The following is a 26933-nucleotide window of genomic DNA, read 5'->3' as shown; positions in this document are numbered from 1 at the left end:
GACAATTAATTTTTAATCTACCCAAAAAGAAGGTTTTACATTGGAAGAGAATAATGTACAATCACCACATTGTGAATTGACAAGGGTGATACCGTCTAGACCTGCACTAAAAACAGTTTTTTCTCTGAATTCTATAGATCTTAAAATAAATTCCCCATGACATTCAGAATTTACGCCAATTGAAGCGAAACACAAATTGAATTTAAAGTCTTTTTCATTGAAAAACGTGATTTCTGGGCAATAATAGGGGTAAGGGGGTTTCGGTTCATTAGGGAAAATATCTTCAAAATTAAAGAAGATTCTCTTGCTTGATACATGGGCAATGTCGAAGAAACCTATTACCTTTTCTTTTGGATTGTTACTGTTTTTTATATTGCCACTAAAAAATCCAGGTTGGTTTTGTGAAAGTAAACTGCCACTTGAAGATGTTTTCTTTAACGCATCATAAAAATTATTAGCTTCAAAACTTTCATTGTGCATAGTAACTTTTATAGAATAGCGGTTGGCTATTTTATAGTCGTCGATTTTTAAGAAACGAATTAAGTCGATTACGTTGTTTGTGGAGTTTAGCGATGTATTGCTAATCAATATTTCTTTTGAATTCTCATGAGAATAACAGGTTTTTGATTCATAAGGCCACGGTTCCAATAACAGATATCCAATGTTCTGACTGTTGGGTAGTGGAGGGTTATAATAAACGGCAACTCCTCTTTGAGTGATCCATTGAGGGGCAATTACTTTATTGGTTTCTTCATACGTGTATCTGTAATATTCAGTACTGTCAGTTGTTTTTGTTCCATTGAGGAGAATTTGGACCCCGTCTTCACCTACACTATTTAGTCCTCTTACTGCAACAATATCATCGATATCTGTAAGGGAACTCATTTTTTCAGTAGTTGAAGTATAGGTCTTTCCATCCGAAGTTACTATATGCAATTGATAATTCACATTGGGTACAGCTGCAAATGCTTGTTGAGAAACATATCTATCTCCGCTTCCGATAAAATTGTATTGGTTGCCATTACTGTCGGTAACATACACTACTGCTCCCACTTCGGTGTCAGGACCGTCTTCTTCTAATCGGTAAGTGCGCGATAGTTTTATCTCCTGATGTTTGTATTCATCAGTGATAGTTGCTTCAATTACTACCGCACTTTCAAAGGTTTCAGTTTGAAGACCATAAGGCTCTGTACAGCTAATTGTAAGTAGTAGTAATAGTGAGAGGACTATGTGGAATGGGTTTTTTATGTTCATTTGAAATGATGATTAATTTTAATCAACCCAGAAAGTAGGTCTTACATTAGAGGAGAATATTGTGCAGTCTCCGCATTGTGAATTGACCAGCATGATTTTATCTCTTCCGAATTTGTAAAGCGTTTTTATTCTCAAGTCGAGTGTGTTTAAAATAAATTCGCCTTGGCAATCGCTTGAAGTGCCAGGAAAACTAAAACACATGTTGAATGTATATTCGAGTTCATTAAATGCATTTATTGGAGGACAATCATAAGGGTATGGCGGTTTTGGATCGTTTGGAAAAATAGTTTCAAAATTGAAAAAAATACGTTGTGTGGAAATATGTGCCACATCAAAAAAACCGATTACCTTTTCGGTTGGATTAGCTTGGTTCTTAATATTGCCACTAAAAAATCCGGGTTGGTTTTGAGATAGCAAACTACCTGTCGAAGAAATCTTTTTTAATGCATCATAAAAGTTATAGGATTCCTGACTTTCATTATACATTGTTACTTTTATGGAATATCGATTGGCGATTTTATAATCATCAACTTTAATAAAACGGATTAGGTCAACGGTATTATTCGTACTGTTTAGAGCCGTATTGCTTATTAAGATTTCCTGAGATTTTGCTGTCGAGTAACAGGTTTTGGCTTCGTATGGCCAAGGTTCAACATGTACCTCTCCAATTATAGGGCTAAAAGCTGGTGGCGGATCGTAATAAAATGCTACACCTCTTTCTGGTATCCATTGAGGGGCAATTACTTTATGTGTTTCTTCATAATAATAACGATAATACTCATTGTTAGTCGTGGTTTTAGTACTGTTAACAAGAATTTGTACACCTCTTTCACCATTATTGTTCAAGCCTTCAGTAACTGTAACATCGTCAATGTTCGTTAATGAATTGATTTTTTCATTACTTGAAGTGTAGGTTTTACCATCAGCTGTAATAATATGCAATTGGTAATTCACATCGGGTACAGCTGCAAATGCTTGTTGCGAAACATATTTATCTCCGCTTCCGGTAAAATTGTATTGGTTGCCATTACTGTCGGTTACATAGACAACTGCTCCTACTTCGATGTCAGGACCATCTTCTTCTAATCTGTAAGTGCGCGATAGTTTTATCTCCTGATGTTTGTATTCATCGGTTAAGGTAGCTTCAACTACTATTGCACTTTCAAAGGTCTCTGTCTGAAGTCCATAAGGCTCCGTGCAACCATAAATTAGTAGTAGCAGGAGAGATAGGATTAGGTTGATTGTTTTTTTCATATTCACTATTATAATGAAGATTAATTTTAATCGATCCAGAAAGAAGGTCTTATATTAGATGAAAAGGAGGTGCAATCTCCGCATTGTATATTCGTTAAATGGATAAATTCGTTTCCGAAAATATAAACGGCTTTTTCTCTATTCTTCACGGTTGTCAATACATAAAATCCACCACAAATAGGGTTGTTCGGACAGTTAGGCTGTCCATAGCAAAAACAATATCTGTATTTGAATTCATGCTCATTGTCTAAAGTCATTTTTGGGCAATAATAAGGGTAATCGGGTTTTTCCTGATTGGGGTAATACTCTTCAAAATTAAAGAATATCCTTTTGCTGCTGACATGGGCAACGTCAAAAAAACCAATAACTTTCTCTATCGGATTCGTGGCGTTTTTAATATTGCCATTATAAAATCCCGGTTGATTTTGTGATAACAAACTTCCGCCAGCTGCTGTTTTTTTTAACGCATCATAATAATTGTATGCAGCAAGACTCTCATTGTATACTGTAACTTTAATGGTATACCTGTTGGCTATCTTGTAATCAGTGTCTTTTAAAAATCGAATAGGAAAATTATTGGAAGTGCTTGTATTCGTAGATGTTGTTCCGAGCAGAATTTCTTTCGAATCTTCTGTAGAGTAACAAATTTTTGCTTCATAGGGCCAAGGCTCCATAACAACATATTCTGTAGGATCCTCAGGAGGAGTTGGTAAGATTGGCAAAACGATTCCTCGTTGCGAAATCCAATGCGGTGAAATTACTTTATTTGTTTCTTCATAAACATAACGATAGTATTCTGTTGCGCCTGAAGATGGTGTGCTTCTAGCAAAAATTTGAAGACCATTTTCTTCATGACTATTTGTTCCTTTTACAACTTCCAAATCCTCAATGTTTGTTGTTGAATTTAATTTTTCTGCAGTTGAATTATAAATCTTACCATCAGAAGTAGCAATATGTAACTGGTAATTTATACCGGCACTAGCGGCAAATTCTTGTTGCGAAATATACTTGTCTCCATTTTCTGTAAAATCGTACCGATTGCCATTGCTGTCTGTTACATACACTACTGCGCCCACTTCAGATTCGGGACCATCTTCTTCTAATCGGTAAGTACGCGATAGTTTGATTTCCTGGAATTTATATTCGTCCGTGATTGTAGCTTCTATGACCAATGCACTTTCAAAAGTTTCTGTCTGAAGTGCGTAGGGCTCCGTACAGCCTAGTAGGAGTAGCGAAAGAAGAGAAACAAGCTGGTTAATTGTTTTTTTCATATTCATTTTTTAAACGAAGATTAATTTTTAATCAATCCAAAACGGAGGTTTTATATTGGATGAGAAAGAAGTGCAATCACCACATTGAATATTTCTTAGTGCAACAGAAGTCAAGTGTAGGCCAATTTGATAGTTAGGGCGGAAACTATAAACTGATTTAACTCGATGATATACAGTTGCTAGTACGTATTCTCCATCGCATCCTTGTCTTGGATTTTGAGGTGAACAAAATTCAACCGGATGAGAAAAATTTCCAGCATTTGGGTCTTCACTATCGGGACAATAGAAAGGATATTCCGGTTTCTTGTGACCTGGAAAAAGAGAGTCGAAATTGAAAAAAATCCTTTTCTTAGACATATGACAAACATCAAAGAAACCCACTACCTTCTCTGTAGGGTTCGAAATATTTCTTATATTTCCATTGTAAAAGCCATTTTGTGTTTGAGACAATAAACTTCCATTTGTTGAGGCCCTTCTCAAGGCGTCATAATAATTGTTGGCTGCTTGGCTTTGAGTATACATCGTGACTTCTATCGAGTATCTGTGAGCAATTTTATAATCACTAACTTTTAAAAATCGAACAAGATTTGAAGATGTAGCTGTATTGTTTAAGGAAGTATTACCAATAAGTATATCCTTTGAATTTTCAGTCGTATAACATACTTTGGCTTCATATGGCCATGGCTCCATATAGATGTAACCCAAATCAGGACTTGTAGTAGGTGGAGGATTATAATATACTGCCACACCTCTGTAAGGTATCCATCGAGGTGCAATTATTTTATTGGTTTCTTCATAGGTATATCTGTAATATTCATTGTCGCTTGTTGTTTTAGTGCTTTTTGCAACGATCTGTACCCCTTTGCCCTCTTCATTACTGTTTTCCACTTCCACAACCAGATCATCAATGCTAGAAAGTGATGCAATTGATTCTTGAGTCGAAGTGTAGGTCTTTCCATCTGCTGTAGTAACATGCAGTTGGTAAGTTACATTCGGAATGGCACTGAATTCTTCTTGTGAAACATACTTCCCATTAGATTCTGAAAACGCAAAGTGGTTCCCGTTACTGTCTGTAATAAATACAGTGGCTTGCGATACTGTTTCGGGTTCGTTATCTGCTAATTTTAAGCTTCTGGTTATTCTTACCTCTTGGTATTTGTATTCATCAGTCAACGTAGCTTCAATAACGATAACGTCTTCAAAATCTTCTGTCTGAAGGGCATAGGGCTCCGTACAGCTCCAAATTAAAATGAAACTGAATAAAAGTAGTAGATGTTGTCCTCTTTTTACCATCGTGTTGTTGTTTATTCTACTACAAATGAATCGGATTGTAGTATTTTATTTCCTTTAGAATCTATACCTTCCAAAACAATCTCAAATGTTCCTGAAATATCAGAAGTATAAAAATGAATTTCGTTTTCTTCTTGTTTTACATCGGGTTTCCAAAGCAATTGGTATCTATAATCTGGAATTCTGGTATAGTCATTTGTTGAATAATCAATACTGAAATAATTTTTATCTTGTATTGGTCTCAGTAATTCAGGTTCAATTAAATAAATGTTTTTGTTGGTATTCTCGTAATCATTGTTTTTGCTTTTAATAAAGATGACTCCATTAAAGATCTTGGTGCCATAATAGTAACCTCCTCTAATCAAGCTTATAGACTTTACATTGTCAACATTGTATTTGAATAATTCATTAACATCCTGAATATAGAATCCGTCGATTAACACAAGTGCCGGATGTGATAATTCGTATTCTTTAATGTTGTCAACGATGTGAATTTCATTTCTCTTTCCAACGGTTTTGTAAAACGCACCAAAAATAACCTCGGTTAATGTTTCTTTAAGTGTCTGAAAACGGGTGTAGTCGTCCAACTTGAATTCAAGGTCAAACTTAAGGTAATCAATTTTGGGTGTACTCATAACAGCCAAAGAATCTTTTTTAGAAGCGAGATAGGCGTTTTCAATTTGACTGGCAACGGATCTGTTTTCCAAAGCTTTTTTCATCGTTGGCGAAATGGTAACAGGATTAAAAGTAAGTTGAGAATAATCCAAGGCATCTTGATTTGCCATTTCGATTGTATACTCGTCATTCTCTTTGTCTAAAATCTGTAACTGTAGCTTGTCCGTTTTATAAGATGACTCAATTGTAAAGGCAAATTCACCTTGAGAGTTTGTTTTTACGATTTTGAAAAAGGAATTGTCACCTACTATAGATAAGGCGATATTAATATTTTTGATCTCTGCTCCAACTTCTTTTTTGGGCTTTATTTTTCCAGCGATAACTTCTCCTCTAAATTCAGGAATAAGAATAGTTCCGCTCTTTTTAGTGATTGTTTGTAGGCTTGTGTTTTGTGGTGTAAGGTTAGAAAGGCTATCTTTTTTGAACACTCTCAATGTATACGATCCTGCTTTGTCGATTAATGGGGTTTCCTTCAAACGAAGCATCAACTTTTCTCTTTTACCATAGGTTTTCTTTTCAAAGTTAAAAGCTGAATTTGCATCATTATTGGTCATGGGCTGACTTACCACTTCATTTTTTACGACAACGTTTTTAGGGTCTAGCGGTTGGTAAGGATTAATGATGGTGATGTCCAAAATGCTACTGTCAATGATGTTTTCATTCAACATCCAATTGGTGTAGGCAATCAATTTGTAAGTACCTGTCTTTAGTGTACCTGGAATAAAGTATTCGCCATTGCTTTTACTGTTGTTTAAAAATAATTTGTTTTTAAAAACAACTTGTTTCTCGTCATTAATAAGCTCAATGTAGGCTATTTTACTGAATTCAGAAATTGTGTTTTTAGTTGTATTCAAACAAGTAACAGCAAAATAGAGTTTCTCACCCGTCAAAAAGGTGTTGGAATTGGTGGTGATGTACACCTTTTCTTTTACTACTGTGTTGTTGCCATTTACTTCGTTACCTTGAGAAAAAGCGAACTGAAATAATGAAATGGCTATAAGGCTGAATGTTAATTTTAATCTATCCAAAATATAGGTTTTAAGTTTGACGAAAAAGAGGTGCAATCACCACATTGAATGTTACGTAGAGAAACCGAAGTTAATTTAATACCAATCTCATAGGACGGATCGAATTCATAAACGGTTTTAGATCGATTGGATACAGAACTTAAAACATAATCTCCATCACAATCACTACTAGGATCGTTTTGCCCACAAAATTTAACCTGAAAACTCATGTTTGCTGCATTTGGGTCATTGCTGTCTGGACAATAGTACGGATATTCCGGTCTCTTGTGACCTGGAAAAAGAGTGTCGAAATTGAAAAAAATCCTTTTCTTAGACATGTGAGAAACATCAAAGAAACCCACTACTTTCTCCTTTGGGTTCGACTGATTTCTAATGTTTCCATTGTAAAAGCCGTTTTGTGTCTGTGACAGTAAACTTCCCGATGAGGAGGCTCTTTTCATGGCATCATAATAGTTGTTGGCCGCCTGACTTTGGGTATACATCGTGACTTCTATCGAGTATCTGTGTGCAATTTTATAATCATCAACTTTGATAAACCGCACAAGATTGGCCGATATATCTGTGTTGTTTAATGAAGTATTGCCAATCAGAATATCCTTTGATTTTTCAGTCGCATAACAGATTTTGGCTTCATAAGGCCATGGTTCCATATAAATATAACCTAAATCTGGACTTGAAATGGGTGGTGGGCTATAATACTCAACTACACCTCGGTAAGGTATCCATTTTGGGGCAATTATTTTATTGGTTTCTTCATAGGTATATCTGTAATATTCATTGCCACTAGTTGTTTTGGTGCTTTTCGAAATGATTTGAACTCCTTTGCCTTCTTCATTGCTGTTTTGGACTTCTGCAACCAGATCATCAATATTGGAAAGTGATGCAATTGATTCTTGAGTCGAAGTGTAGGTCTTTCCATCTGCTGTAGTAACATGTAGTTGGTAAGTTACATTCGGAATGGCTCTGAATTCTTGTTGTGAAACATACTTCCCATTAGATTCTGTAAATGCAAAGTGGTTGCCGTTACTGTCTGTAATAAATACAGTGGCTTGCGATACTGTTTCGGGTTCGTCTTCTGCTAATTTTAAGCTTCTGGTTATTCTTACCTCTTGGTATTTGTATTCATCAGTCAACGTAGCTTCAATTACAATAATGTCTTCAAAATCTTCTGTTTGCAAGGCATAAGGCTCCGTACAACTTTGTAAAAAGAGTACGGTTAATAGTAAAAGTTTGTATAATCTTGCCATTGGTTTAGAATTTGAAATTGTACGTAATCGTTGGGATTGGAACACTGAAAATCGTAGTTTTATATCCTTTGACTTCGCCGTTTTTGGTTACGAAAAATACCGAATACGGGTTGTTTCTTCCTAATACATTGTATATTGAAAAGTTCCAGAAACTGTGCGCTAACTTTTTGATTTTATGATTTCCTTCAAAGTTGACTCCTATATCCAATCGGTAATAATCCGGGATTCTAAATTTATTACGATCACTGTAAAGTGTGTATTCAACGCCATTGTACTCGTATTTACCAACTGGATACGTTACAGGTCTACCTGTTTGGTATATGAAATTGGCAGAGAAACTGTAACGTTTGGTTAATCTATAATTCATAACAGCACTGAAATCATGCGGCTTGTCAAAATTGGCTGAAAAATACTCTCCGTTATTTACTTTTTCCTCTTCAAATTTACCATCTAATTTAATGAAAGATCTTGAATAAGTGTAACTTACCCATCCGTTAAGTCTTCCTTCGGTTTTCTTTAGTAATAATTCCGCTCCGTACGATTTACCTTCTCCCTGTAATAATTCTGTTTCCAAATCGTCATTTAAAATCAGATTAGCGCCTACTTTATAATCTAAAATATTTTTAGATTTTTTATAATAACCTTCCAAACTTACCTCTAAGTCTTCATAGTTAAGATTTTTGAAAATTCCAACCGATAGTTGTTCTCCACTTTGCGGTCGTACATTCAAATCGGATAATTTCCAAGTGTCTGTTGGTGACATTGTAGTGTTGGTTGACAATAAATGAATGTATTGATAGGTTTTGTCGTACCCAGCTTTAATTGATAAATCGTCGTTAATGGAATAGCGTAAAGCAACACGCGGTTCAAAGCCTTGGTAGGTTTTGAAAATCTCATTGTTGTTGTATTTCTCTTCACCCACTTGAGTGGCTTCACTTTTGGGTTGCCCTTCTTCATAAATCTTTTGGGTTGATGGACCCATAGCATTAAATACAGAATAGCGAATTCCAAAATCTAATAATAATTTATCCGAGAATTTATAACTGTCCGATATAAATAATGCACTTTCTAATCCTTTCTCTAAATCGATAGTTTTGGATTGTATGTTGGAATTGTCATTGTTTGGATTAATATATCCCGGATTGATGGTATACAGTTTGGTCGATAATCCATAGGTTAATTTGTTTTTTGGATTGATCACTGTGCTTGCTTTCAAAATCATCTGCGATTCGCCATTATCATAGCCAAATCGATACGAGTTCTCAGGTAAGCCATTGTAATCAATTTGAAACTTATATTTACTATTGGTGAAGGTGACTTCTGCATTGTTTTTGGAATTGAAATTGTGCTTCCATGTTAATGTGGCCAATCTGTTGCTGTACTTGAACAACGAATCGGCTGTAATGCTGAATTTATCATTACTGTAGTATAAAGTGGATTCTATCGTGTTGTTCTTGTTAATTTTATGGTTGTATTTGGCTACGAAATCATAAAAAGAAGCTTCGCTTTCTTTTAATTTCTCCTCTTTTAAACTTCTTAAAATCCATCCAGAATAGGTACCTCGTGCACCAACAAGTAAACTGGCTTTGTTTTTTACCACTGGGATAGAAAGCGCAACGTTACTGGTAACAGGTCCAATACCAGCTTCGCCTTGGAATTTTTCATTGTTACCATTCTTTGATGTAATATCGAAAACGGAAGACAATCGACCTCCAAATTCTGTCGGAATACTTCCTTTGTAAATGTCTACTTTTTTGGTTACATAAGGATTCAAAGCCGAAAAGAAACCAAAGAAATGTGAAGGGTTGTAAATGGTACCTTTGTCCAGTAAAAATAAATTCTGATCTTCTTTACCTCCTCGAACATTGAAACCCGAAGAACCTTCTCCAGCAGTTTTTACTCCAGGAATAGTCGTTGCTATTTTAAGTACGTCTCTTTCTCCAAAAACCAAAGGAACATTCTTGATACCTTCAGCCTCAATAGTAGTCACTCCCGTAACCGCGGTTCTTAATTTTTGTTTGCTTCTGCGTTTGATCACTACTTCGTTCAACTGATTTACTTTTTCAGTCAATGTCAGGTTGAGCTTTCCATTACTGTAAATCATTACCTTTTTAGCCGTAGGTTTGAAATTCCCGATGTCTGTTGTTATCGTGTAAATACCTGAAGGTAATTTAAGTTCGTAAAATCCTTCTTGATTCGTAGTTACTACTATTTCTGTATTCTTTACGCGTATGTTAACATCGCTAATAGGTTCGTTGTTTTTTTTGTTTCGTACAAAACCCGAAAATGTAAACAATGCATTTTGTGTACTGTTCTGACTTTCTTTTCCAATTAATGAAATAGATTCGTTATCTTCTTTGTTAGAATCGAACTCTTGAAAAAATACTGGTGATGCTGTTTTCTTTTGCTCTGCACTTGCATCCTTTAGAAAGAAATCTTTCGGTAATTTAGAGTATACTAGACTTTTGTGTGTTAAAATGATTTTGTTATTGTCTATGAAATAATTGATTTCAGTATCCTCGAAAAGTTTATCTAAAACACTAGTGAGTGTTTTGTTTTTAAATTCCCCAGATAGTAAGACAGAGTCATCCATCCACTTGTCTTGATAGTAAAACTTATAGGTTGTTATTCCTTCAATTTTTAAGAGAATTGCTTTTAAATTAATGTTAGAGTACTCGAAAGAAAGTGTGTTTTCTTGTTGTACAGCTGCATTGTTGTCTTGTGAGTAAGACAAGTTGAAAAATATAAATGATAGAAGTAAAACTATTTTATTCATGGAGCTACAATTTAATTTTTGAATGATTTATTAATGGTTAACATTAAATTCTCCATGAATTTTATGTTGTTTTCCTTTTCGAGTTTTCTGTAATTCGTATAATAGGTGTTGATTTCCGATTTGCACTGTGGGAATAAATTTTGAATACTTTTCTTGGATTTTACTTCGGTAATCGTGTTGTTGATTTTTATAAAGTAGCTGTTGTCTTGTATATAGGATGTAAGTAAGCTGTTTTCTTGAATTATTTCCTTATCTGTTTTTTTGTATTTTATATAAAAAGTAAAGGCATTCGAGCGAAGATTTTCTTCAACATATTCGAACGGCTTTTCTTTTTGTAGTTGTATAGGTACAAACTTTCTATTTTGTATAGTGAAATAGGCAATCTTCGATTTGTTGAGTACCACCAATACTTTCTCCGATTGATTTTCTGGATTCAATAATAGATCATCCTTGAAGATGTCGTACTTTATTTTGTTATTATAATAAACCTGGTTGTTGAATTTTATTTCTTCTGTATAGAGTATGTTTTCCTGAAAATAACGGTGTTCGTTATTATAGGTGTCCTCATTGTTAATATGTAATTTTCCGTTATTGATGAGTTCATTGCCTGAACTTAAATCTTGGTCAAGTACAATATACATTTCTTTTTCTCTGTTGTTTTGAGAAATAGCGGTAGTGGTTTTAAGGCTTAAAAAAACCAAAAAAGATAAAAATCCAATTTTAAGCATGATGGTTGAGTTTGTTGCAATTTTATGTAAAAATAACAGAATAAAAGAAATTTCTTACGTATGATTATGGTAAAACCGTAAAAAATCTTAAAATAATACAAATGAATGCTTTCAATTGTTTGGTTTTTAAGGATTTATGATTTTTATTTTTTTAACAAAAACGTTAAGAATTGTGATACATTTTATAAATTGTAGCAGGTATTTTGCAATATATTTCCAAAAAATAACCCCTAAAAGATTGCTCCTTTAGGGGTTTTCACGAATTAAATAATCTTAATTAACCTTGTGAATTATCTTTTTTGTCATCCTTTTTCTCTTCACGAGGAGGACGGGGTAATAATTGTTTTCTTGACACTTTCTCTTTACGTGTCTTAGGATCGATACCTAAATATTTAACTTGGAATACATCACCCATGTTGACTACGTCAGATGGTTTTTCTGTACGCTCCCAAGCTAACTCAGATACGTGTAGTAAAACCTCATTTCCAGGTGCTGCTGTATATTCAACAACGGCTCCGAAATCTAACATCTTAACTACTTTTACCTCATACGTTTCTCCAACCGCCGGTTTGAAGATGATCGAGTCAATTTTAGCTAATACTGCAGCGATTCCGTCTGGATCTGTACCTAAAATTTCTACTACACCTTGCTCGTCAACTTCGTTGATAACGATAGTCGTACCTGTAGCTTTCTGTAATTCTTGAATTACTTTTCCACCAGGACCAATTAAAGCACCAATGTAGTTTCCAGGAATAGTGCGTGTAATAATTTTTGGTGCATGTTTCTTAACATCTTCTCTCGGTGTAGCGATTGTTTCAGTCAATTTACCCAAAATGTGTAAACGTCCATCACGTGCCTGACCTAAAGCTTGCTCCATGATGTCATAACGTAAACCATCAATTTTGATGTCCATTTGACATGCAGTAATACCATCAGCGGTTCCGGTTACTTTAAAGTCCATATCTCCTAAGTGATCTTCATCTCCTAAAATGTCAGACAATACAGCAAATTTTTCACCATCTGTGATTAGTCCCATAGCAATACCAGAAACTGGTTTTACCATTTGAACTCCAGCATCCATTAAGGCCATTGTTCCAGCACATACTGTAGCCATTGAAGACGAACCATTCGATTCTAATACTTCAGATACAATACGGATAGTGTAAGGACAATCTGCAGGGATCATATTTTTTAACGCTCTTTGCGCTAAGTTTCCGTGTCCTACCTCACGACGTGAAGTTCCTCTTAATGGTTTTGCTTCACCAGTTGAGAAAGGAGGGAAGTTATAGTGCAAGTAGAATCTTTCTTCACCTTGTTCTGATGGAGAATCAATTACGTTCGCTTCTCTTGATGTTCCAAGGGTAACTGTCGCTAAAGCTTGAGTTTCTCCTCTAGTAAATAATGAAGATCCGTGTACCGATGGTAAATAATCAGTTTCACACCAAATTGGTCTGATCTCAGTTGTTTTTCTACCGTCTAAACGTAATCCTTTTTCTAGGATAACATTACGTACAGCTTCTTTGTTGGTTTTGTAAAAATACTTTCCTACTAAACCAGCTAAATCTGCATTTTCAGCATATTCTTCTTCTGTGAATAAAGCTTTAGCTTCTTCTTTAACCGCAGCGAATTTCTCACCACGCTCACTTTTTCCAGAAGCTTCTTGTGCAATAGCATAACATTTGTCATAGGCAGCAGCTTTCACTTTTGCATAAACTGCTTCGTCTTCCACTTCGCCTTCGTACTCTCTGTAAGCTGGTGATCCAACTGCAACTCTCAATCTTTCTTGAGCAGCAATTTGAACTTTAATAGCCTCGTGTGCAAATTTGATAGCTTCTACCATCTCAGCTTCTGAAATTTCTTTCATCTCACCTTCCACCATCGCAACCGAATCTTTAGATGCTCCAATCATCATATCGATGTCAGATAATGCTAATTCTTCTCTGCTTGGATTGATTACTAATTTTCCATCAATACGTGCAACACGTACTTCGGAAATTAAATTGTAAAATGGAATGTCTGAAACAGCTAAACACGCCGATGCAGCTAATCCAGCCAAAGCATCAGGCATTACATTGTCGTCATGTGACATTAATTGGATCATTACCTGCGTTTCTGCATGGTAATCATCCGGGAATAGCGGACGCAATACGCGGTCTACTAAACGCATAGTTAATACTTCGCTGTCACTTGGGCGTGCTTCTCTCTTGAAGAAACCGCCAGGAAAACGACCTGCCGCAGCAAATTTTTCACGATAATCTACTGTTAACGGTAAAAAATCCACACCAGGATTTGATGTTCTTGCAGATACAGCAGTTGCTAGTAACATGGCATCGCCCATACGAACAACTACTGATCCGTCAGCTTGTTTGGCTAATTTCCCAGTCTCGATCGTGATACTTCTTCCGTCACCTAAATCGATAACTTCTTGGAATGTTTTTGGAATCATAAAATGTAATTCTAAATTAAACAAAGGGTCTTAGTCGTGTTGTTGTGTGTTGTTGTGTAGTTGTCTGAAACCCAATGAAAAACCAAACTTTTCTTTGTATAAATATATAAAACAAAAAGAGGCGCGCGGGCACCTCTTTTCATCTTGATTATTTTCTGATGTTTAATTCTTTGATAATCGCACGGTATCTGTTGATCTCCGTATTCTTTAAGTAGTCAAGAAGACTTCTTCTTTTACCTACTAATTTCACTAACGAACGCTCAGTGTTGTAATCGTGACGATTTCTTTTTAAGTGCTCAGTTAAGTGGTTGATTCTGAATGTGAATAAAGCGATTTGCCCTTCAGCAGAACCAGTGTTCTCAGCTTTACCTCCGTGTTTAGCGAAAATTTCAGCCTTTGTTTCTTTTGATAAATACATGCTAATATTATTTAAATGATTATTATGTAGATTGGATAATTCCAATACGGGTGCAAAGGTAAAACTATTTTTGAATATCACAAGTTTTATTTTGAACTTGATGCTAAAGTTTTGATTTAGAGATGGAAGGTAATGTCGAGTGTAATGCTATTGCTTTTTGAATACGAAATAGAAAGGTCAAGGGTTGTTTCAAATAGTTGTAAGTGAGTGAGTAGGGTAAGTAACATTATTGTCTTCTATATATATAGCGTATATATAGCGTATATATAGCGTATATATAGCGTATATATAGCGTATATATGTCGTATATATGATATGTTAAAGTCTACTTAAAGACTGAGTTGTTTTTGCGTTTCGTTCTGTTTCAATTGTATAAAAATGTTATGGAAGTAGTAGGTGGCTAATGTAGTACTTGTTAATAAGTGCCATAAATGAAGTATTGAAGTATAGTGTAGTGTAGTGGTTGAGTTATGGATATGGTGCCTGTTAAAATATCGAAGTCAAGTTGTATTGGGTTATTGGATTGCTAAACCATTGGAAGACTTAGATTGTATGATTTCTCCGTTGTCGTAATGACAAAGCACGAAAATTAGTAAATCCATCAATCGGTTAATTGGTTAATCAAAAATAAGATTGGCTTCGATCAAGGGCTTTGTCTCAAAAGATAAGCTACCACTTTGTTCTCAATATCTTGTGCAGCAGTCGATGTAATTTGAAGATTTCTGATTGGTTTCAGTTCCGTTTCGGTATGTGCTTTTTGGTTGTACCAGTCTCCCAAACCGTCATTTTTTTGATTTCTCCATTCCGGAATACGGTTGGCTGGAATACTTTCTAATTCCATCTTGTCAAAAGTATTGTCGATGGTGACTTTAAAAAAGTTTGTGGAGTTTTGGTTGTTTCGTAACGGAACAATAAATTCGGACCAACTGTGATTGCCTCTGGTGATAACCTTGCCCTCGTAACCCATCGTGCTTAATAATGAAACAAAAGCCATTTCGCGTTCGCTACACCACCCGAAAGTATTGAAATTACTACATTCTGGAGTGTTGTATTTTGGTTTTTCACTTACTAAATCACTCAGGAATAAATAGGGCGTACGGTCGATATCTGCAAAGGATTTGTACTTTGAAAACTCCTTAGGAGGTGTCTTTTCAATTAATTTTCGGTTAGTTTCCAAATCAATTATCCCATACCTCGGATTTGGAGTGGTCCAATGCCAGAAATACGGGATATTTAATAGGTCGCCTCTAGAATAATTAGAGGCAGAATGGCTCGTGAAAAGCTTATGTAGTATATGGAATGTGTAAAATGTGGTAACGTTTACCGAATCTGCTTCTTTAATAGAGTGTTTCCTTGCAGCATCTTTAAAGGATGATGAATCAACCGCCTGAAAGTCGTTCCTGTGGTTTTGAATGAGTTCTTTGAAAAATAAAGGTACTGCTGTCCGATTGTATCCAAAGGTTTTGGGATGAAAATCGGTTTCGTTTTGACCAATCTGATTTTTGCAGAATACCAATAAAAGAATACAACCCAAAAAAGGCAGGAATGCTTTTTTCATTTAGTATAACTTCGCTACTTCACTGTTTACAAATTCCAAGAAACGCTCATCGGCTTCTGTGAAGGGATCAATCACATGGCTGTCAATGTCAATCTGTCCAATGTTTACTCCATCAACAAATAACGGAACAACAATCTCAGATTTAACCGTAAAACTGCAGGCAATATAATTGTCTTGTGCCGATACATCAGGTACCACAAAGTTGGCATTCGACTCGGCTACTTGTCCACAAATCCCTTTCCCAAAAGGAATCACAGTATGGTCGGTCTCTGCACCCACATAAGGCCCAAGGTGCAATGTCTTGGCTTCATGATTCGCAAAATAAAAACCTACCCAATTGTAATAGCTAATGTTGTCTTGTAATAATTGGCAAATTTGTAGTAGTTTTTCGTCTCTACTTGCTGATGAATTCGTTATTTCGGTAACCTTGGGTTGTAATTCGTCAAATGTCATTTTATTTCGTTTTTATGCAAAAGTAACGAACGCCAATTTTAATTTTTATATAAATTTGTTAAAAAATCATTTTGACTAACTATTTCCAACAGTACAAACCTTTCTTGTTATTTCTTGGCAAATTCTTTTTGTCATACTTGCTGTTGACTGTTGTGTATTGGTTGTATTTGGCATCTGTCGATGAGGTGAAAATGGATGGGGTAACCAAGTTGGTAGCTCGCCAAACCGAATGGGTGTTAAAAGGAATTGATGCTGAAGCTTCGGTTGTTGAAGATAAACCCCATAACTATGCTCAAATCATATACCAAGGGAAATATGTCGCCCGGATCGTCGAAGGTTGTAATGCCATTAGTGTCATTATTCTATTCGTGGCCTTCATAATCGCTTTTTCCGGTAGACTAAAACCTACCGTTTTGTTTTTACTAGGGGGGAGTCTTTTGGTGTACTTTCTCAATATTTTCAGAATCGTCCTCTTGACGGTATTGGTGTACCATTTTCCAGAACAGGAACATTTTCTGCATGGGGTTATTTTTCCATTGATTATCTATGGTGTGGTTTTTTTATTATGGCTTTTTTGGGTGAATAATTATTCTGCGTATGCTTCAGGGAAATCAAAATAGAAGATGGCAAATCGCCTTGAGTTTTTTCTTGGTCGGACTATTGGTAGCTGTTAGGGCTTTTGAAAATGTTTTGTTTTATGATCCTTTCATCGCTTATTTCAAATCGGAATACAACGCCTTGCCTTATCCCGATTACAAAGTTGGACAGCTTTTCCTGCACTGGGTTTTCAGATATGTACTCAATGCGGGTATTTCATTAGCCATTCTTTATGTGCTGTTTAAAGATACTTCCATAGTAAGATTTTCCTCGATTCTTTTTATGCTGTTCCTCGTATTACTTCTTGTTGGGATGTTTTTTCTATTGTTTTACGGAAGTGAAAACCATAAAATGACTTTGTTTTACGTGAGGCGCTTCCTTATTCAGCCTCTTTTTTTAGTAGTATTTATCCCTGCCTTCTTTTATCAGAAAAAAACTTCATAAATATTGCGTAACTTTATTGTAATTAGTTGGTTACAAAATGAAAGTGGTAAAGCATTCCGGAGAAGTTGTCGATTTTGAGAAAGTAAAACTCGAAAGGTCTTTGTTGAAAGCAGGTGTCGATCAACCTACCATTCAAAGTATATTGAAAAATCTAGCTACTCATCTCTACGATGGAATGACGACTCAACAAATTTACAAACTGGCTTTTGACAGATTGAAAGAGGAATCAAGTGCCAAAGCGGCCCGTTACAATTTGAGAGCTTCTTTGGAGCTTCTGGGACCTGCAGGTTTTTATTTTGAAAAGTATATCTCCCATCTTTTTAGAGCATTAGGGTATGACACTAGAATGAATCTGAATCTGCATGGGAAATGTATAGAGCATGAAGTTGATCTAGTAATCAAGAAAGACAACAAGCTAACGATGGTAGAATGTAAATTTCATGCCAACCGGGATATTGTTTCCGATGTCAAAGTGCCAATGTACACCCTTTCTCGGTTTAACGATCTCAAAGAGCGGTCGCATTCCATTTTTGAGCAAGAGGAACACATCAATGTCTGCTTAATCGCTACCAATAACCGGTTTTCTGAAGATGCCATTCAGTTTGCCGAATGCGCTGGACTCCAATTGTTGAGTTGGAGTTATCCTAGTGGGAATAATTTGCATGCTCTGATTGATAAGACGGGGCTGTATCCTATTACTTGCCTGACGACTATGTCACGTAACGAAAAGGAACAGTTACTTTCACTGGATGTGATAGTGGCCAACCAATTGAAAACAACAAGTGATGATTTAAATCACATCGGACTGAGTGCCAAACGAATTAAGAATATTCTACAAGAGGTTTCTGAATTATGTACATAAAAGTAGTGCTATGAAAATACAATTTTTTGGAGGTGTAGGAACCGTAACGGGTTCTAAAACACTAATCGAATCCAATGGGATACGGATTTTAGTCGACTGTGGCTTGTTTCAAGGAGTAAGAGAAATTCGTAATCTCAATTGGCAACCGCTTGAAGTATTGCCCTCATCCATCGATTATGTGCTACTCACACACGGTCATTTGGATCATTGTGGTTGGTTGCCCAGATTGATTCATCAGGGTTTTGAAGGTAAGATTTATTGTACCGGTCCCACAAAAGCGATTTCAAGAATTATTTTATTAGACTCAGCAAAAATCCAAGAAGAAGAAGCAGAAAAAGCCAATCAGGAACATTATTCCAAGCACAATCCTGCTGAACCGCTCTATACTGTTGAACAGGCAGAACGCGTTGTGCCTTTCTTTAGGGTTATTCCATTGGATAAAGAATTTGATCTCGATGCCGAAATTTCCGCTAGGTATTTTTATGCAGGACATATATTGGGCGCTTGCTCCATCGCATTGAAACTGGAAGGTAAAACCTTGGTTTTTTCTGGAGATGTTGGCAGAGATAACGATGATTTACTTTTTGCACCCGTCAAACCCCAAAAAGCCGATTATGTTTTTCTGGAAAGTACTTACGGCGATCGCCTGCATCCGGATAACAATCCAATGGAAGATTTGGAATTGTGTATTAACGAAACATTTGCCATGGGCGGAAATGTCATTATTCCAAGTTTTGCTGTTGAAAGAGCACAGACCATTATGTATCTTATTTGGAAATTAAAGCAACAGGGTAGAATACCCGAAATGCCCTATATTATTGATACGCCAATGGGAATAAAGGTGATTGACTTGTTTACGGAAAACAAAACATGGCACAAGTTGAAACTGGAGGATTGTGAAGCCATGTGTGATATGTTTCAAATGATTACCAATTATGAAGAAACCATCGAAACTATTTATGATGATCAACCCAAAGTGATTATTGCTGCCAGCGGAATGGTAACGGGTGGTAGAGTTTTAAGTTATTTGGAGCGGTATATCGTGGATAGTAAAAATACGGTTGTCATTGTGGGCTACCAAGCCGAAGGAACTCGAGGTCGTCAGTTGATTGAAGGAGCGAAAGAAATAAAAATATATGGTAATTACTACGCTGTCCGAGCTAGAATAACTGAAATTGAAGGGTTGTCGGCCCATTGCGATCAGGAAGATTTATTGCAATGGCTTTCTGAAATTGAACCCAAACCAGAAAAAATATTCTTGGTTCATGGTGAAACAAATGCATTACTAGCTCTAAAAACAAAAGTGGAAGAGAAGTACGATGTCTTTTGTGAAATACCTTATATCGGACAAGTTTTTGAAATCAATTGACAAGATTTTTTCATTCAAATTAAATCACTTTTACTTCATATAGGCTTGCGGTTGTTGTACAACTTCATGCTGTGGTTTGTAATGTTTCTCCCTACATTGTATGGTACGGTAAATGTCTATTCTTGTTCAGTGAATGGCATTTTCTTATCCAATATTTCCTTGAACGGTTATTCGTTTCGATTAGTTATTGCCCAATCATTAGTTTATGTTTTAATTATTTGTAACCACTTTTTATGTTGGTAATAGCATGTTGGCTCTTTCTTGTAATGTAAATTGCTTTTATACGTTTTTTTATTTTTATTATTGATAATTAATGAGTTGCGATTTTTCTTGTGTGCATTTTTTTATAAAATCATGTTTTTGTGATTTTCAAATGACAATTTAAAAAATGAATTTTGACTCACTGTTCTCACTTGTTCAGCTTCTGAAGAATTTTGAAAGAAAACAAAAAGACAGTAGTCAGAAATTCCATTGACTTAAAATGTTGGAAAAGTAATAAGTTAAAACTTTTTAATAATGAAATCAATCGAAAACTTCAAAAACAATGAATTAAGCAAAATTGCAAAGGCTATGGTTAAAGGTGCTGGTGAAACAAGAACTGCTTGCAGACCTATTTATGGAACGTTTTATGTACGTGTTTATACTTACAATGATGTCAATGGTGATGGAAAATTAGGTGCTGGTGATCAAATATTATCAGAGGAAGTTTCATTAACCTGTGTTGCTACTCAATTGGAATAAAAGATATTCAAAAACCAATTTGATCATCGCAGTAGAATGAATGTCAAAAACCCAATTGACTTAAAAATATTTGGGAATCCTAATTTTAATTGTAATACATATGAAAGCTATTGAAAATTTTAAATCACAAAGCTTAAAACAATCAGAAATGACTTGTGTAAGAGGCGGAGAAACTAGAAGGCATTATCAAGAATACCGCCCCGGAGACGGGTATGCTTATGTAACGGTTATTTATTACACCGATGTGGATGGAGACGGGACTTTAAGCTCGGGTGACAAGATTACAACTACCATGCAGTTTAGAAGACAAATCCAAATCAGTAATGAAGCTGTTTAATAATTAATGCAAGTAAGATGAAAAGGATAACTGATTTAAAAAATCACGGGTTAAACGATAAGGAGTTGACCTCAATTTGTGGTGGCGCAGTACGAAATGTACAAGTAACTACATCAAGATTTGGTAATACGATTACAGCCGTTTTTTATGACGATGCGAACGGTAATGGTAGGCTAGATAATAACGAAGCTGTTCTTGATATTCAACGATATGAAGTACATGCCAAATAGAGTTTGAACAAAAAAATAAAAAGGAGGTTGCTGAAAAGGCAACCTTTTTTGTGTAGTTTCTACTTGACTGTGGTAAGATGTTAGAAACCTTTAGCAGTTTTGGTAAAAAGTGATTAAGGATTATACGTTGCCAATACGGAGCAAATCAATTAACAAGATTTTATAATTGATTTTCTAAAAAATGCCTACTTTTGGTCCCAGTTAGCAACATGAAAATAAAAAAACACATAGTATTTCTATTGTCATTTCTGATATTGGTTTCCAATGTTGGAATGGCTTTCAGTGTGCATTATTGTGAAGGAAAGATTTCTGGCGTTTCTTTTAGTTATAAAACCGAAGAACTTTGTGTAGAACAGAAAGTTGAAGTTAATAAAGCATGTTGCGGACAAGAAAATAGCCATAAGGCATGTTGTAAAAACAGTAAAGTTGAAATCGAAAAAACAACTACTGAAAATGTTTTAGTCAAAACCTTTCATTTGGATTTGGCAACTTTTGTAGGTTTCGATTTCTGGAATTCTTCTCCCTATTTTTCTACTGATGAAGTCGTAGAGAAAAGTGAAAACCCTTCGTTTTACTGTGATACGAACGCTCCTCCTTTATACCAATTATACTCCCAGTACATTTTCTACGCGTGATTGATGTTTTTTAATCGGATTTGATTTTATAAACATTTAATTACTAATACAATGAAAAATATATTTATGTTTTTTGTTGTTTTTCTATCTCTACATGCTTCTGCACAAACGCAGGATACTTTACAGACTGTAAAGGTTGAAGCCAAAAGAGCGAAAACACAAAAATCATTACTAAAAGCAACAAATACTACTGTCTTATCCAGTAAAGAATTATTAAAAGCAGCTTGCTGTAACTTGGCAGAAAGTTTCGAAACCAATCCGTCTATTGATGTCAATTTCTCGGATGCTTTAACGGGAACGAAGCAAATTAAAATGCTGGGACTAACTAGTCCGTATTTATTGATAGCGGAAGAAAATATCCCATCAGTACGTGGTGCTTCACAAGCTTTCGGATTGTCTTTTACACCCGGAACATGGGTGGAAAGCATTCAGATTACCAAAGGTGCGGGTAGTGTTATTAATGGTTTTGAGAGTATTTCCGGTCAAATCAACACCGAATTGCTTAAGCCAGCTAAAGAAATCCCTTTCTTCTTGAATGCCTACGGTTCTACCGATTCGCGTTTCGAATTGAATACGCACCTTACACAAAAAATAGATAGTTTGTGGTCTACGAGTTTGTTGGTTCACGGCAATATGCGTGTGGCTAAAAACGATATGAATGATGATGGATTTCTTGATAATCCATTGGGAAATCAAATAAATGTTATGAATCGCTGGCAGTACGCTAATCCAGAAAAAGGATGGGTGAGCTTTTTAAATTTCAGATATATGAACGATGAAAAGCAAACTGGTCAGATAGATTTTGATCCGAATGTGCATAAATTGACTACAACCTATTGGGGTTCTGAAATCAATACCGAGCGTTTCGATTTTTCTTCTAAATTAGGCTATGTATGGAAGGATATGCCCTACCAAAGTATCGGATTTCAAAATGCCTATACTTCACATAGCCAACAATCGTATTTTGGTTTACGAACGTATGATATAAAGCAAAAAAGCTGGTATTCTAATCTGATTTTCAATTCGATTATCAATAATACCATGCATAAATTTGCAACTGGATTGAATTTTGCTTTTGATGACTATCAGGAGTTTGTAAACACTGATGATGTGAGCCGAAGAGACAACTCTTTAGGTGCGTTTTTTGAATATACATATGATGATGGGGATAAATTCAGTATGATTTTAGGCGGCCGAATGGACTATCATAATCGATTGGGAGTATTTGCAACACCAAGATTGCATACGCGTTACAATCCGTGGGAAGGTGCTGTTATTCGTTTTTCGGCAGGTAGAGGAAAGCGTTCGGCTAATATCTTTGCTGAAAATCAACAATTGTTCGGTAGCTCTAGAAGTTTTAATGTACTAGATAATGGAGGTAAAATTTACGGATTGGATCCCGAAATTGCCTGGAATTATGGATTTGGTTTCTTTCAGAAATTTGACTTGTTCGGAATGAAATCGGATGCTTCGGTGGATTTTTACCGTACCGACTTCCAAAATCAAGTGGTTGTAGATTTGTTTCAAGGAAGCGGTCAAGTAGATTTCTACAATCTGAAAGGCAAATCTTTCGCAAATAGTTTGCAGGTTGAATTCAATACTGAAATTATCAAACACTTGAATTTCCGTTCGGCGTATAAATACTATGATATCAAAACGGATTACAATTCGGGTAGTTTTCAGAGACCATTACAGGCAAAGCATCGTTTTTTTACTAATCTAGAGTTTGAAACGCATATCAAAGAAAAAGGGCAGCAATGGAGGTTTGATTATACGCTGAACTGGCTTGGAAAACAACAATTGCCAAATACAGAAGGTCAGTTGCCGTCAGTTTCTCCTTCTTTTATAGTGATGAATTCACAAATAACCCGTACTTTTTCATCCACTTTTGAAATGTATGTTGGTGCTGAGAATTTAGGAAATTATAAGCAAGGAAAAGCAATTGTAGGTGCAGATGCTCCTTTTGGAACAAATTTTGATACGTCTGTTATATATGCGCCGGTTTTTGGAAAAATGTTCTATGCCGGACTGCGTTTTAAAGTAAAATAATAAAAAAAGAAACATATGAAGAATCTAGTTTTGATGGTGATGCTTATGATTGGATTAACAACATTGGCTCAGGAAAAAAAGAATAAAAATGCCAAGTATAATGTTGAGGTCAATGGTAATTGTGAAATGTGTAAGAAACGTATCGAAAAAGCTGCATTTTCGGTTAGTGGCGTGAAAAGCGCAGTTTGGCATGCTGATGACACAACTTTGCATTTAATTCTGAATGAGGAAAAGTGCAATATGAAAGAGGTGGAAAAAGCCATTGCAAAAGCAGGTCACGATACCAAAAATGTAAAAGCCACAGATGCTGATTATGAAAAACTTCACGCCTGCTGTCAATACGAAAGAGTGAAATAATACAATGAAGCCTTGATCTTGAATCAAGGCTTTTTTCTTGATAAGAAAATGTTAAGTCTTTTGATATTTGATATTAAAGTGATATTTTCGCCTCATGAAATTTTTTACCAAAATAGTATTAGTGGTTTTTATACTGTTTCAGTTTTCTTCGATTGTCGTTTGTATAATCAATGAGAAAAATGATGCGGCTTTTACTTTTAATATTACGGAGGAAGAAGAACAACATAAAAACACCAAAGAAGTGAAAGCCGAAGTTGTGTTTGAAAAGAATGTTTTTCAAGATTTCATTTTTAAAGAGACTACTCAAAACAATTTTGAAGAATATTTATTGAAAGATTATTCTTCTGATTCACTATCATTCTTTCCTCCTCCCGAACAAGTTTAAACTAATAGTTCTTCGGAAAAGTTCCGGAGCAAAATATTGTTTTAAAAATTGTTAAGGGTTATGACAAAAAAAGTAAATATTTTTGGAAGCCTTAGTTCAGACATTCCTGCTGGATTAGTGGTTTTTTTAGTAGCGTTGCCTTTGTGTTTAGGTATCGCTTTGGCATCGGGTGCTCCGTTGTTTTCTGGGATTATTTCCGGAGTTGTAGGTGGAATTGTTGTTGGTTCATTGAGTAAATCACATATTTCCGTTTCAGGTCCCGCAGCGGGATTAACCGCAATTGTGTTGACAGCAATTACCTCATTAGGAAGTTTTGAAGCTTTCTTGTTGGCGGTCTTGATTGCTGGTATCTTTCAAATTGTTTTGGGTTTTATTAAAGCCGGCACAATTTCCAACTATTTTCCTAATAATGTAATTGAAGGGATGTTGGCAGGTATCGGTATCATTATTTTCTTGAAACAAATTCCACATGCAGTAGGGTATGATAAGGATTACGAAGGAGATTTTTCTTTTTTGCAGCCCGATGGTGAAAATACATTTTCAGAACTGTTTTCTGTAGTTGGGAACATTCATCCTGGAGCTGTAATTGTTGCTTTGGTGTCGTTATGTATCTTAATCGGATGGACAAAAGTTCCTTTTCTTCGCGATTTAAAATTAGTTCCGGCAGCTCTAGTTGCTGTTGTGGCTGGTGTTACGATTAATCAGATTTTTATCAGTTCGGGAAGTTCTTTAGCCATTTCCGGTGATCATTTGGTAAGTTTGCCTGTTCCAAAAACATTTGATGAATTCAAACAAAGTTTCCTTTTCCCTGATTTTTCGCATATTGGTAATAAAGAAGTGTGGATTGTTGCGATAACGATTGCTGTTGTGGCATCTATTGAAACGCTTTTGTGTATTGAGGCAGCAGACCGCATGGATGTGCATAAACGATATACCGATACCAATATCGAATTGAAAGCGCAAGGAGTTGGAAATATTATTAGCTCTCTTTTAGGAGGTTTACCGATGACTTCAGTAGTGGTTAGAACTTCTGCCAATGCCAATGCCGGTGCGCAAACAAAAATGGCGGCAATTACACATGGTATTTTGCTCCTTGTGAGTGCGGTTTCTATACCATTCCTTTTGAATAAAATTCCATTGGCTACATTAGCTGCTGTATTACTTTTAGTAGGTTATAAATTGGCTGTGCCTAATATCAAGCATTTTGCTAAATTTATGCCAACAAGTATCAATGTCTTAATCTTATCCCTAATTGGTTTGAAAGTAGCTTATGATAATACTGAGTTCACGTCGATTACTTGGGGTATTGTTGCTTTACTTTTAGTGTTACAAATAGGAAATATAGTAAATCGCTGGATGAATAATCCGGATTTCAAGAAAACAATTTTAAGAAATCAATATTTGTATTTTCCTTTTTTTGCCACAACCATTGCAGTTGTATTTACTGATTTGTTAAAAGGAGTTGCCTTGGGTTTAATCATCAGTGTGATTTTTATTCTGAAAGGGAATATGCAACGAGCGTATAATTTCAGAAAGCAAGAATATCAGGATGGAGATGTAATTCATATCGATTTGGCTCAAGAGGTTTCCTTTCTAAATAAAGCGGCAATCAAGGCTACTTTGTCTTCAATTCCTGAAAATTCAAAAGTTGTAATCAATGCTTCGGATACAGTATATATTGCACACGATGTGTTGGATTTGATTAAAGAATTCAAAAAAATTAGAGCAAAAGAAGAAAATATCAAGGTGAAACTGGTAGGTTTTAAGAAAGCCTATGAGTTAGAAAATACCGGAGAAGAAGAAAAACACATTTACGTAGAACACACAACAAAATAATAATTATGAGAACTTTAAATAAAGAATTACAATCACAAATAACACCAAAAAAAGCATTAGAATTATTAAAAGAAGGGAACAGCCGATTTGTTAATAATCTGAAATTGCACCGTGATTTATTGGAGCAAGTAAATGATACAAGCGAAGGACAGTGGCCTTTCGCGACGATTTTGAGCTGTATCGACAGCCGTACATCTGCAGAATTGATTTTTGACCAGGGATTAGGAGATGTTTTCTCTATTCGTATTGCAGGTAATGTTGTCAATACGGATATTCTAGGAAGTATGGAATTTGCGTGTAAAGTAGCTGGATCAAAACTGATTGTAGTTTTAGGTCATACAAAATGTGGTGCAGTAAAAGGGGCGTGTGATCATGTTGAAATGGGTAACTTGACAGAACTTTTATCAAAATTGCAACCAGCAGTTTACGAAGAGCAAACTACAAAAGAGGAAAGAACTTCAAAAAATGCAGAATTCGTTGAAAACGTTGCAGAGATCAATGTGAAAAGAATGGTAAAATCAGTTTTGCAACGTAGCCATATTTTAGCTGAAATGATTGAAAATGGAGAGATTGGAATTATCGGAGCGATGTATAACGTTGAAACCGGAGAAGTTCAATTCTATAATGATAGCGAATTCGTAAAAGCTTAATCAATATTGATTAACTTTCACCTTAGTAATGGAATAATTACTA

Annotated in this window: 25 protein-coding genes; 13 read left to right on the top strand and 12 right to left on the bottom strand. The window is 35.5% G+C overall.

Features of this window, described 5'->3' with window-relative positions:
• Positions 1 to 12: 12 nt before the first annotated feature.
• From ACS8MM_RS10430 to ACS8MM_RS10375, 12 genes are all read right to left on the bottom strand, one after another.
• Entirely contained in the window at positions 13 to 1254 is a 1242-nt protein-coding gene (locus ACS8MM_RS10430; RefSeq protein WP_379716364.1) for a DUF4249 domain-containing protein, read from the bottom strand.
• A gap of 18 nt (positions 1255 to 1272) precedes the next feature.
• Positions 1273 to 2508, bottom strand: a complete 1236-nt coding sequence (locus ACS8MM_RS10425; RefSeq protein WP_379716361.1) for a DUF4249 domain-containing protein — start codon at positions 2506 to 2508, stop codon at positions 1273 to 1275.
• Positions 2509 to 2534: 26 nt separating this feature from the next.
• A complete protein-coding gene (locus ACS8MM_RS10420) occupies positions 2535 to 3779 on the bottom strand; it encodes a DUF4249 domain-containing protein (protein ID WP_379716358.1) in 1245 nt (414 codons plus the stop codon).
• A gap of 27 nt (positions 3780 to 3806) precedes the next feature.
• Entirely contained in the window at positions 3807 to 5072 is a 1266-nt protein-coding gene (locus ACS8MM_RS10415; RefSeq protein ID WP_379716355.1) for a DUF4249 domain-containing protein, read from the bottom strand.
• An 11-nt stretch (positions 5073 to 5083) separates the two neighbouring features.
• The gene (locus ACS8MM_RS10410) at positions 5084 to 6772 is read right to left on the bottom strand and encodes a hypothetical protein (protein WP_379716352.1); all 1689 of its coding nucleotides are present in this window, start codon (positions 6770 to 6772) and stop codon (positions 5084 to 5086) included.
• The gene (locus ACS8MM_RS10405) at positions 6760 to 8019 is read right to left on the bottom strand and encodes a DUF4249 domain-containing protein (protein ID WP_379716349.1); all 1260 of its coding nucleotides are present in this window, start codon (positions 8017 to 8019) and stop codon (positions 6760 to 6762) included. The genes ACS8MM_RS10410 and ACS8MM_RS10405 overlap by 13 nt, the downstream gene beginning before the upstream one ends.
• Positions 8020 to 8023: 4 nt before the next feature.
• On the bottom strand, positions 8024 to 10795 hold the full coding sequence (locus tag ACS8MM_RS10400; RefSeq protein ID WP_379716346.1) for a TonB-dependent receptor: 2772 nt from the start codon (positions 10793 to 10795) through the stop codon (positions 8024 to 8026).
• 11 nt (positions 10796 to 10806) lie between these two features.
• Positions 10807 to 11523, bottom strand: coding sequence for a hypothetical protein (locus tag ACS8MM_RS10395; RefSeq protein ID WP_379716343.1), 717 nt, complete (start codon positions 11521 to 11523; stop codon positions 10807 to 10809).
• Between the two features lie 277 nt (positions 11524 to 11800).
• Positions 11801 to 13969 (bottom strand): polyribonucleotide nucleotidyltransferase, encoded by a 2169-nt coding sequence (locus ACS8MM_RS10390; protein ID WP_379716340.1) that lies wholly within the window; start codon positions 13967 to 13969, stop codon positions 11801 to 11803.
• Between the two features lie 148 nt (positions 13970 to 14117).
• The gene (gene rpsO / locus ACS8MM_RS10385) at positions 14118 to 14387 is read right to left on the bottom strand and encodes a 30S ribosomal protein S15 (protein WP_379716337.1); all 270 of its coding nucleotides are present in this window, start codon (positions 14385 to 14387) and stop codon (positions 14118 to 14120) included.
• A gap of 643 nt (positions 14388 to 15030) precedes the next feature.
• A complete protein-coding gene (locus ACS8MM_RS10380) occupies positions 15031 to 15945 on the bottom strand; it encodes a hypothetical protein (RefSeq protein ID WP_379716334.1) in 915 nt (304 codons plus the stop codon).
• Complete coding sequence (locus tag ACS8MM_RS10375; RefSeq protein WP_379716331.1) at positions 15946 to 16398, bottom strand: GAF domain-containing protein; 453 nt, start codon at positions 16396 to 16398, stop codon at positions 15946 to 15948. It abuts the gene before it with no gap.
• A 71-nt stretch (positions 16399 to 16469) separates the two neighbouring features.
• Here ACS8MM_RS10375 and xrtF point away from each other — a divergent pair, with 71 nt between their 5' ends.
• The 13 genes from xrtF to ACS8MM_RS10310 all read left to right on the top strand — a co-directional run bounded on the left by xrtF (position 16470) and on the right by ACS8MM_RS10310 (position 26890).
• Entirely contained in the window at positions 16470 to 17018 is a 549-nt protein-coding gene (xrtF, locus tag ACS8MM_RS10370) for an exosortase family protein XrtF (protein WP_379716328.1), read from the top strand.
• Positions 16996 to 17439, top strand: coding sequence for an exosortase F system-associated membrane protein (locus ACS8MM_RS10365; RefSeq protein ID WP_379716325.1), 444 nt, complete (start codon positions 16996 to 16998; stop codon positions 17437 to 17439). The genes xrtF and ACS8MM_RS10365 overlap by 23 nt, the downstream gene beginning before the upstream one ends.
• A 37-nt stretch (positions 17440 to 17476) precedes the next feature.
• The gene (locus ACS8MM_RS10360) at positions 17477 to 18301 is read left to right on the top strand and encodes a restriction endonuclease (RefSeq protein ID WP_379716322.1); all 825 of its coding nucleotides are present in this window, start codon (positions 17477 to 17479) and stop codon (positions 18299 to 18301) included.
• A gap of 10 nt (positions 18302 to 18311) precedes the next feature.
• Positions 18312 to 19670 (top strand): MBL fold metallo-hydrolase RNA specificity domain-containing protein, encoded by a 1359-nt coding sequence (locus ACS8MM_RS10355; protein WP_379716319.1) that lies wholly within the window; start codon positions 18312 to 18314, stop codon positions 19668 to 19670.
• Between the two features lie 516 nt (positions 19671 to 20186).
• Complete coding sequence (locus ACS8MM_RS10350; protein WP_379716316.1) at positions 20187 to 20411, top strand: hypothetical protein; 225 nt, start codon at positions 20187 to 20189, stop codon at positions 20409 to 20411.
• Between the two features lie 100 nt (positions 20412 to 20511).
• Entirely contained in the window at positions 20512 to 20748 is a 237-nt protein-coding gene (locus ACS8MM_RS10345; RefSeq protein ID WP_379716313.1) for a hypothetical protein, read from the top strand.
• Between the two features lie 17 nt (positions 20749 to 20765).
• Positions 20766 to 20978 carry a hypothetical protein gene (locus ACS8MM_RS10340; RefSeq protein WP_379716310.1) on the top strand — a complete coding sequence of 71 codons (213 nt, stop codon included), beginning with the start codon at positions 20766 to 20768 and terminating at the stop codon, positions 20976 to 20978.
• Positions 20979 to 21187: 209 nt separating this feature from the next.
• A complete protein-coding gene (locus ACS8MM_RS10335; RefSeq protein ID WP_379716307.1) occupies positions 21188 to 21613 on the top strand; it encodes an HYC_CC_PP family protein in 426 nt (141 codons plus the stop codon).
• A 51-nt stretch (positions 21614 to 21664) separates the two neighbouring features.
• Positions 21665 to 23662: a TonB-dependent receptor plug domain-containing protein gene (locus tag ACS8MM_RS10330; protein WP_379716304.1), complete on the top strand. Its 1998-nt coding sequence runs from the start codon at positions 21665 to 21667 to the stop codon at positions 23660 to 23662.
• A 15-nt stretch (positions 23663 to 23677) separates the two neighbouring features.
• The gene (locus tag ACS8MM_RS10325; RefSeq protein WP_379716301.1) at positions 23678 to 24019 is read left to right on the top strand and encodes a heavy-metal-associated domain-containing protein; all 342 of its coding nucleotides are present in this window, start codon (positions 23678 to 23680) and stop codon (positions 24017 to 24019) included.
• Positions 24020 to 24113: 94 nt separating this feature from the next.
• Entirely contained in the window at positions 24114 to 24404 is a 291-nt protein-coding gene (locus tag ACS8MM_RS10320; protein ID WP_379716298.1) for a hypothetical protein, read from the top strand.
• Between the two features lie 60 nt (positions 24405 to 24464).
• Positions 24465 to 26240 carry a SulP family inorganic anion transporter gene (locus ACS8MM_RS10315; RefSeq protein WP_379716295.1) on the top strand — a complete coding sequence of 592 codons (1776 nt, stop codon included), beginning with the start codon at positions 24465 to 24467 and terminating at the stop codon, positions 26238 to 26240.
• Positions 26241 to 26245: 5 nt separating this feature from the next.
• Complete coding sequence (locus ACS8MM_RS10310) at positions 26246 to 26890, top strand: carbonic anhydrase family protein (RefSeq protein ID WP_379716292.1); 645 nt, start codon at positions 26246 to 26248, stop codon at positions 26888 to 26890.
• Positions 26891 to 26933 lie beyond the last annotated feature (43 nt).

The sequence above is a fragment of the Flavobacterium sp. MAHUQ-57 genome (genome assembly GCF_051908335.1).
Classification (GTDB): Bacteria; Bacteroidota; Bacteroidia; order Flavobacteriales; family Flavobacteriaceae; genus Flavobacterium.
Note: the sequence above shows the minus strand (reverse complement) of the source record. Positions and strands in the feature narration are given on the sequence as shown.

Excerpts from the sequence above, each read along its gene's own strand:
- ACS8MM_RS10400 (WP_379716346.1), bottom strand. The coding sequence starts at position 10,795 with ATGAATAAAATAGTTTTACTTCTATCATTTATATTTTTCAACTTGTCT.
- ACS8MM_RS10325 (WP_379716301.1), top strand. The coding sequence starts at position 23,678 with ATGAAGAATCTAGTTTTGATGGTGATGCTTATGATTGGATTAACAACA.
- ACS8MM_RS10420 (WP_379716358.1), bottom strand. The coding sequence starts at position 3,779 with ATGAAAAAAACAATTAACCAGCTTGTTTCTCTTCTTTCGCTACTCCTA.
- ACS8MM_RS10345 (WP_379716313.1), top strand. The coding sequence starts at position 20,512 with ATGAAAGCTATTGAAAATTTTAAATCACAAAGCTTAAAACAATCAGAA.
- ACS8MM_RS10380 (WP_379716334.1), bottom strand. The coding sequence starts at position 15,945 with ATGAAAAAAGCATTCCTGCCTTTTTTGGGTTGTATTCTTTTATTGGTA.
- ACS8MM_RS10350 (WP_379716316.1), top strand. The coding sequence starts at position 20,187 with ATGAAATCAATCGAAAACTTCAAAAACAATGAATTAAGCAAAATTGCA.
- ACS8MM_RS10365 (WP_379716325.1), top strand. The coding sequence starts at position 16,996 with ATGCTTCAGGGAAATCAAAATAGAAGATGGCAAATCGCCTTGAGTTTT.
- ACS8MM_RS10360 (WP_379716322.1), top strand. The coding sequence starts at position 17,477 with ATGAAAGTGGTAAAGCATTCCGGAGAAGTTGTCGATTTTGAGAAAGTA.
- ACS8MM_RS10315 (WP_379716295.1), top strand. The coding sequence starts at position 24,465 with ATGACAAAAAAAGTAAATATTTTTGGAAGCCTTAGTTCAGACATTCCT.
- ACS8MM_RS10355 (WP_379716319.1), top strand. The coding sequence starts at position 18,312 with ATGAAAATACAATTTTTTGGAGGTGTAGGAACCGTAACGGGTTCTAAA.
- ACS8MM_RS10405 (WP_379716349.1), bottom strand. The coding sequence starts at position 8,019 with ATGGCAAGATTATACAAACTTTTACTATTAACCGTACTCTTTTTACAA.
- ACS8MM_RS10335 (WP_379716307.1), top strand. The coding sequence starts at position 21,188 with ATGAAAATAAAAAAACACATAGTATTTCTATTGTCATTTCTGATATTG.
- ACS8MM_RS10310 (WP_379716292.1), top strand. The coding sequence starts at position 26,246 with ATGAGAACTTTAAATAAAGAATTACAATCACAAATAACACCAAAAAAA.
- ACS8MM_RS10320 (WP_379716298.1), top strand. The coding sequence starts at position 24,114 with ATGAAATTTTTTACCAAAATAGTATTAGTGGTTTTTATACTGTTTCAG.
- ACS8MM_RS10390 (WP_379716340.1), bottom strand. The coding sequence starts at position 13,969 with ATGATTCCAAAAACATTCCAAGAAGTTATCGATTTAGGTGACGGAAGA.
- ACS8MM_RS10375 (WP_379716331.1), bottom strand. The coding sequence starts at position 16,398 with ATGACATTTGACGAATTACAACCCAAGGTTACCGAAATAACGAATTCA.
- ACS8MM_RS10330 (WP_379716304.1), top strand. The coding sequence starts at position 21,665 with ATGAAAAATATATTTATGTTTTTTGTTGTTTTTCTATCTCTACATGCT.
- ACS8MM_RS10340 (WP_379716310.1), top strand. The coding sequence starts at position 20,766 with ATGAAAAGGATAACTGATTTAAAAAATCACGGGTTAAACGATAAGGAG.
- rpsO (WP_379716337.1), bottom strand. The coding sequence starts at position 14,387 with ATGTATTTATCAAAAGAAACAAAGGCTGAAATTTTCGCTAAACACGGA.
- ACS8MM_RS10430 (WP_379716364.1), bottom strand. The coding sequence starts at position 1,254 with ATGAACATAAAAAACCCATTCCACATAGTCCTCTCACTATTACTACTA.
- ACS8MM_RS10415 (WP_379716355.1), bottom strand. The coding sequence starts at position 5,072 with ATGGTAAAAAGAGGACAACATCTACTACTTTTATTCAGTTTCATTTTA.
- ACS8MM_RS10425 (WP_379716361.1), bottom strand. The coding sequence starts at position 2,508 with ATGAAAAAAACAATCAACCTAATCCTATCTCTCCTGCTACTACTAATT.
- ACS8MM_RS10395 (WP_379716343.1), bottom strand. The coding sequence starts at position 11,523 with ATGCTTAAAATTGGATTTTTATCTTTTTTGGTTTTTTTAAGCCTTAAA.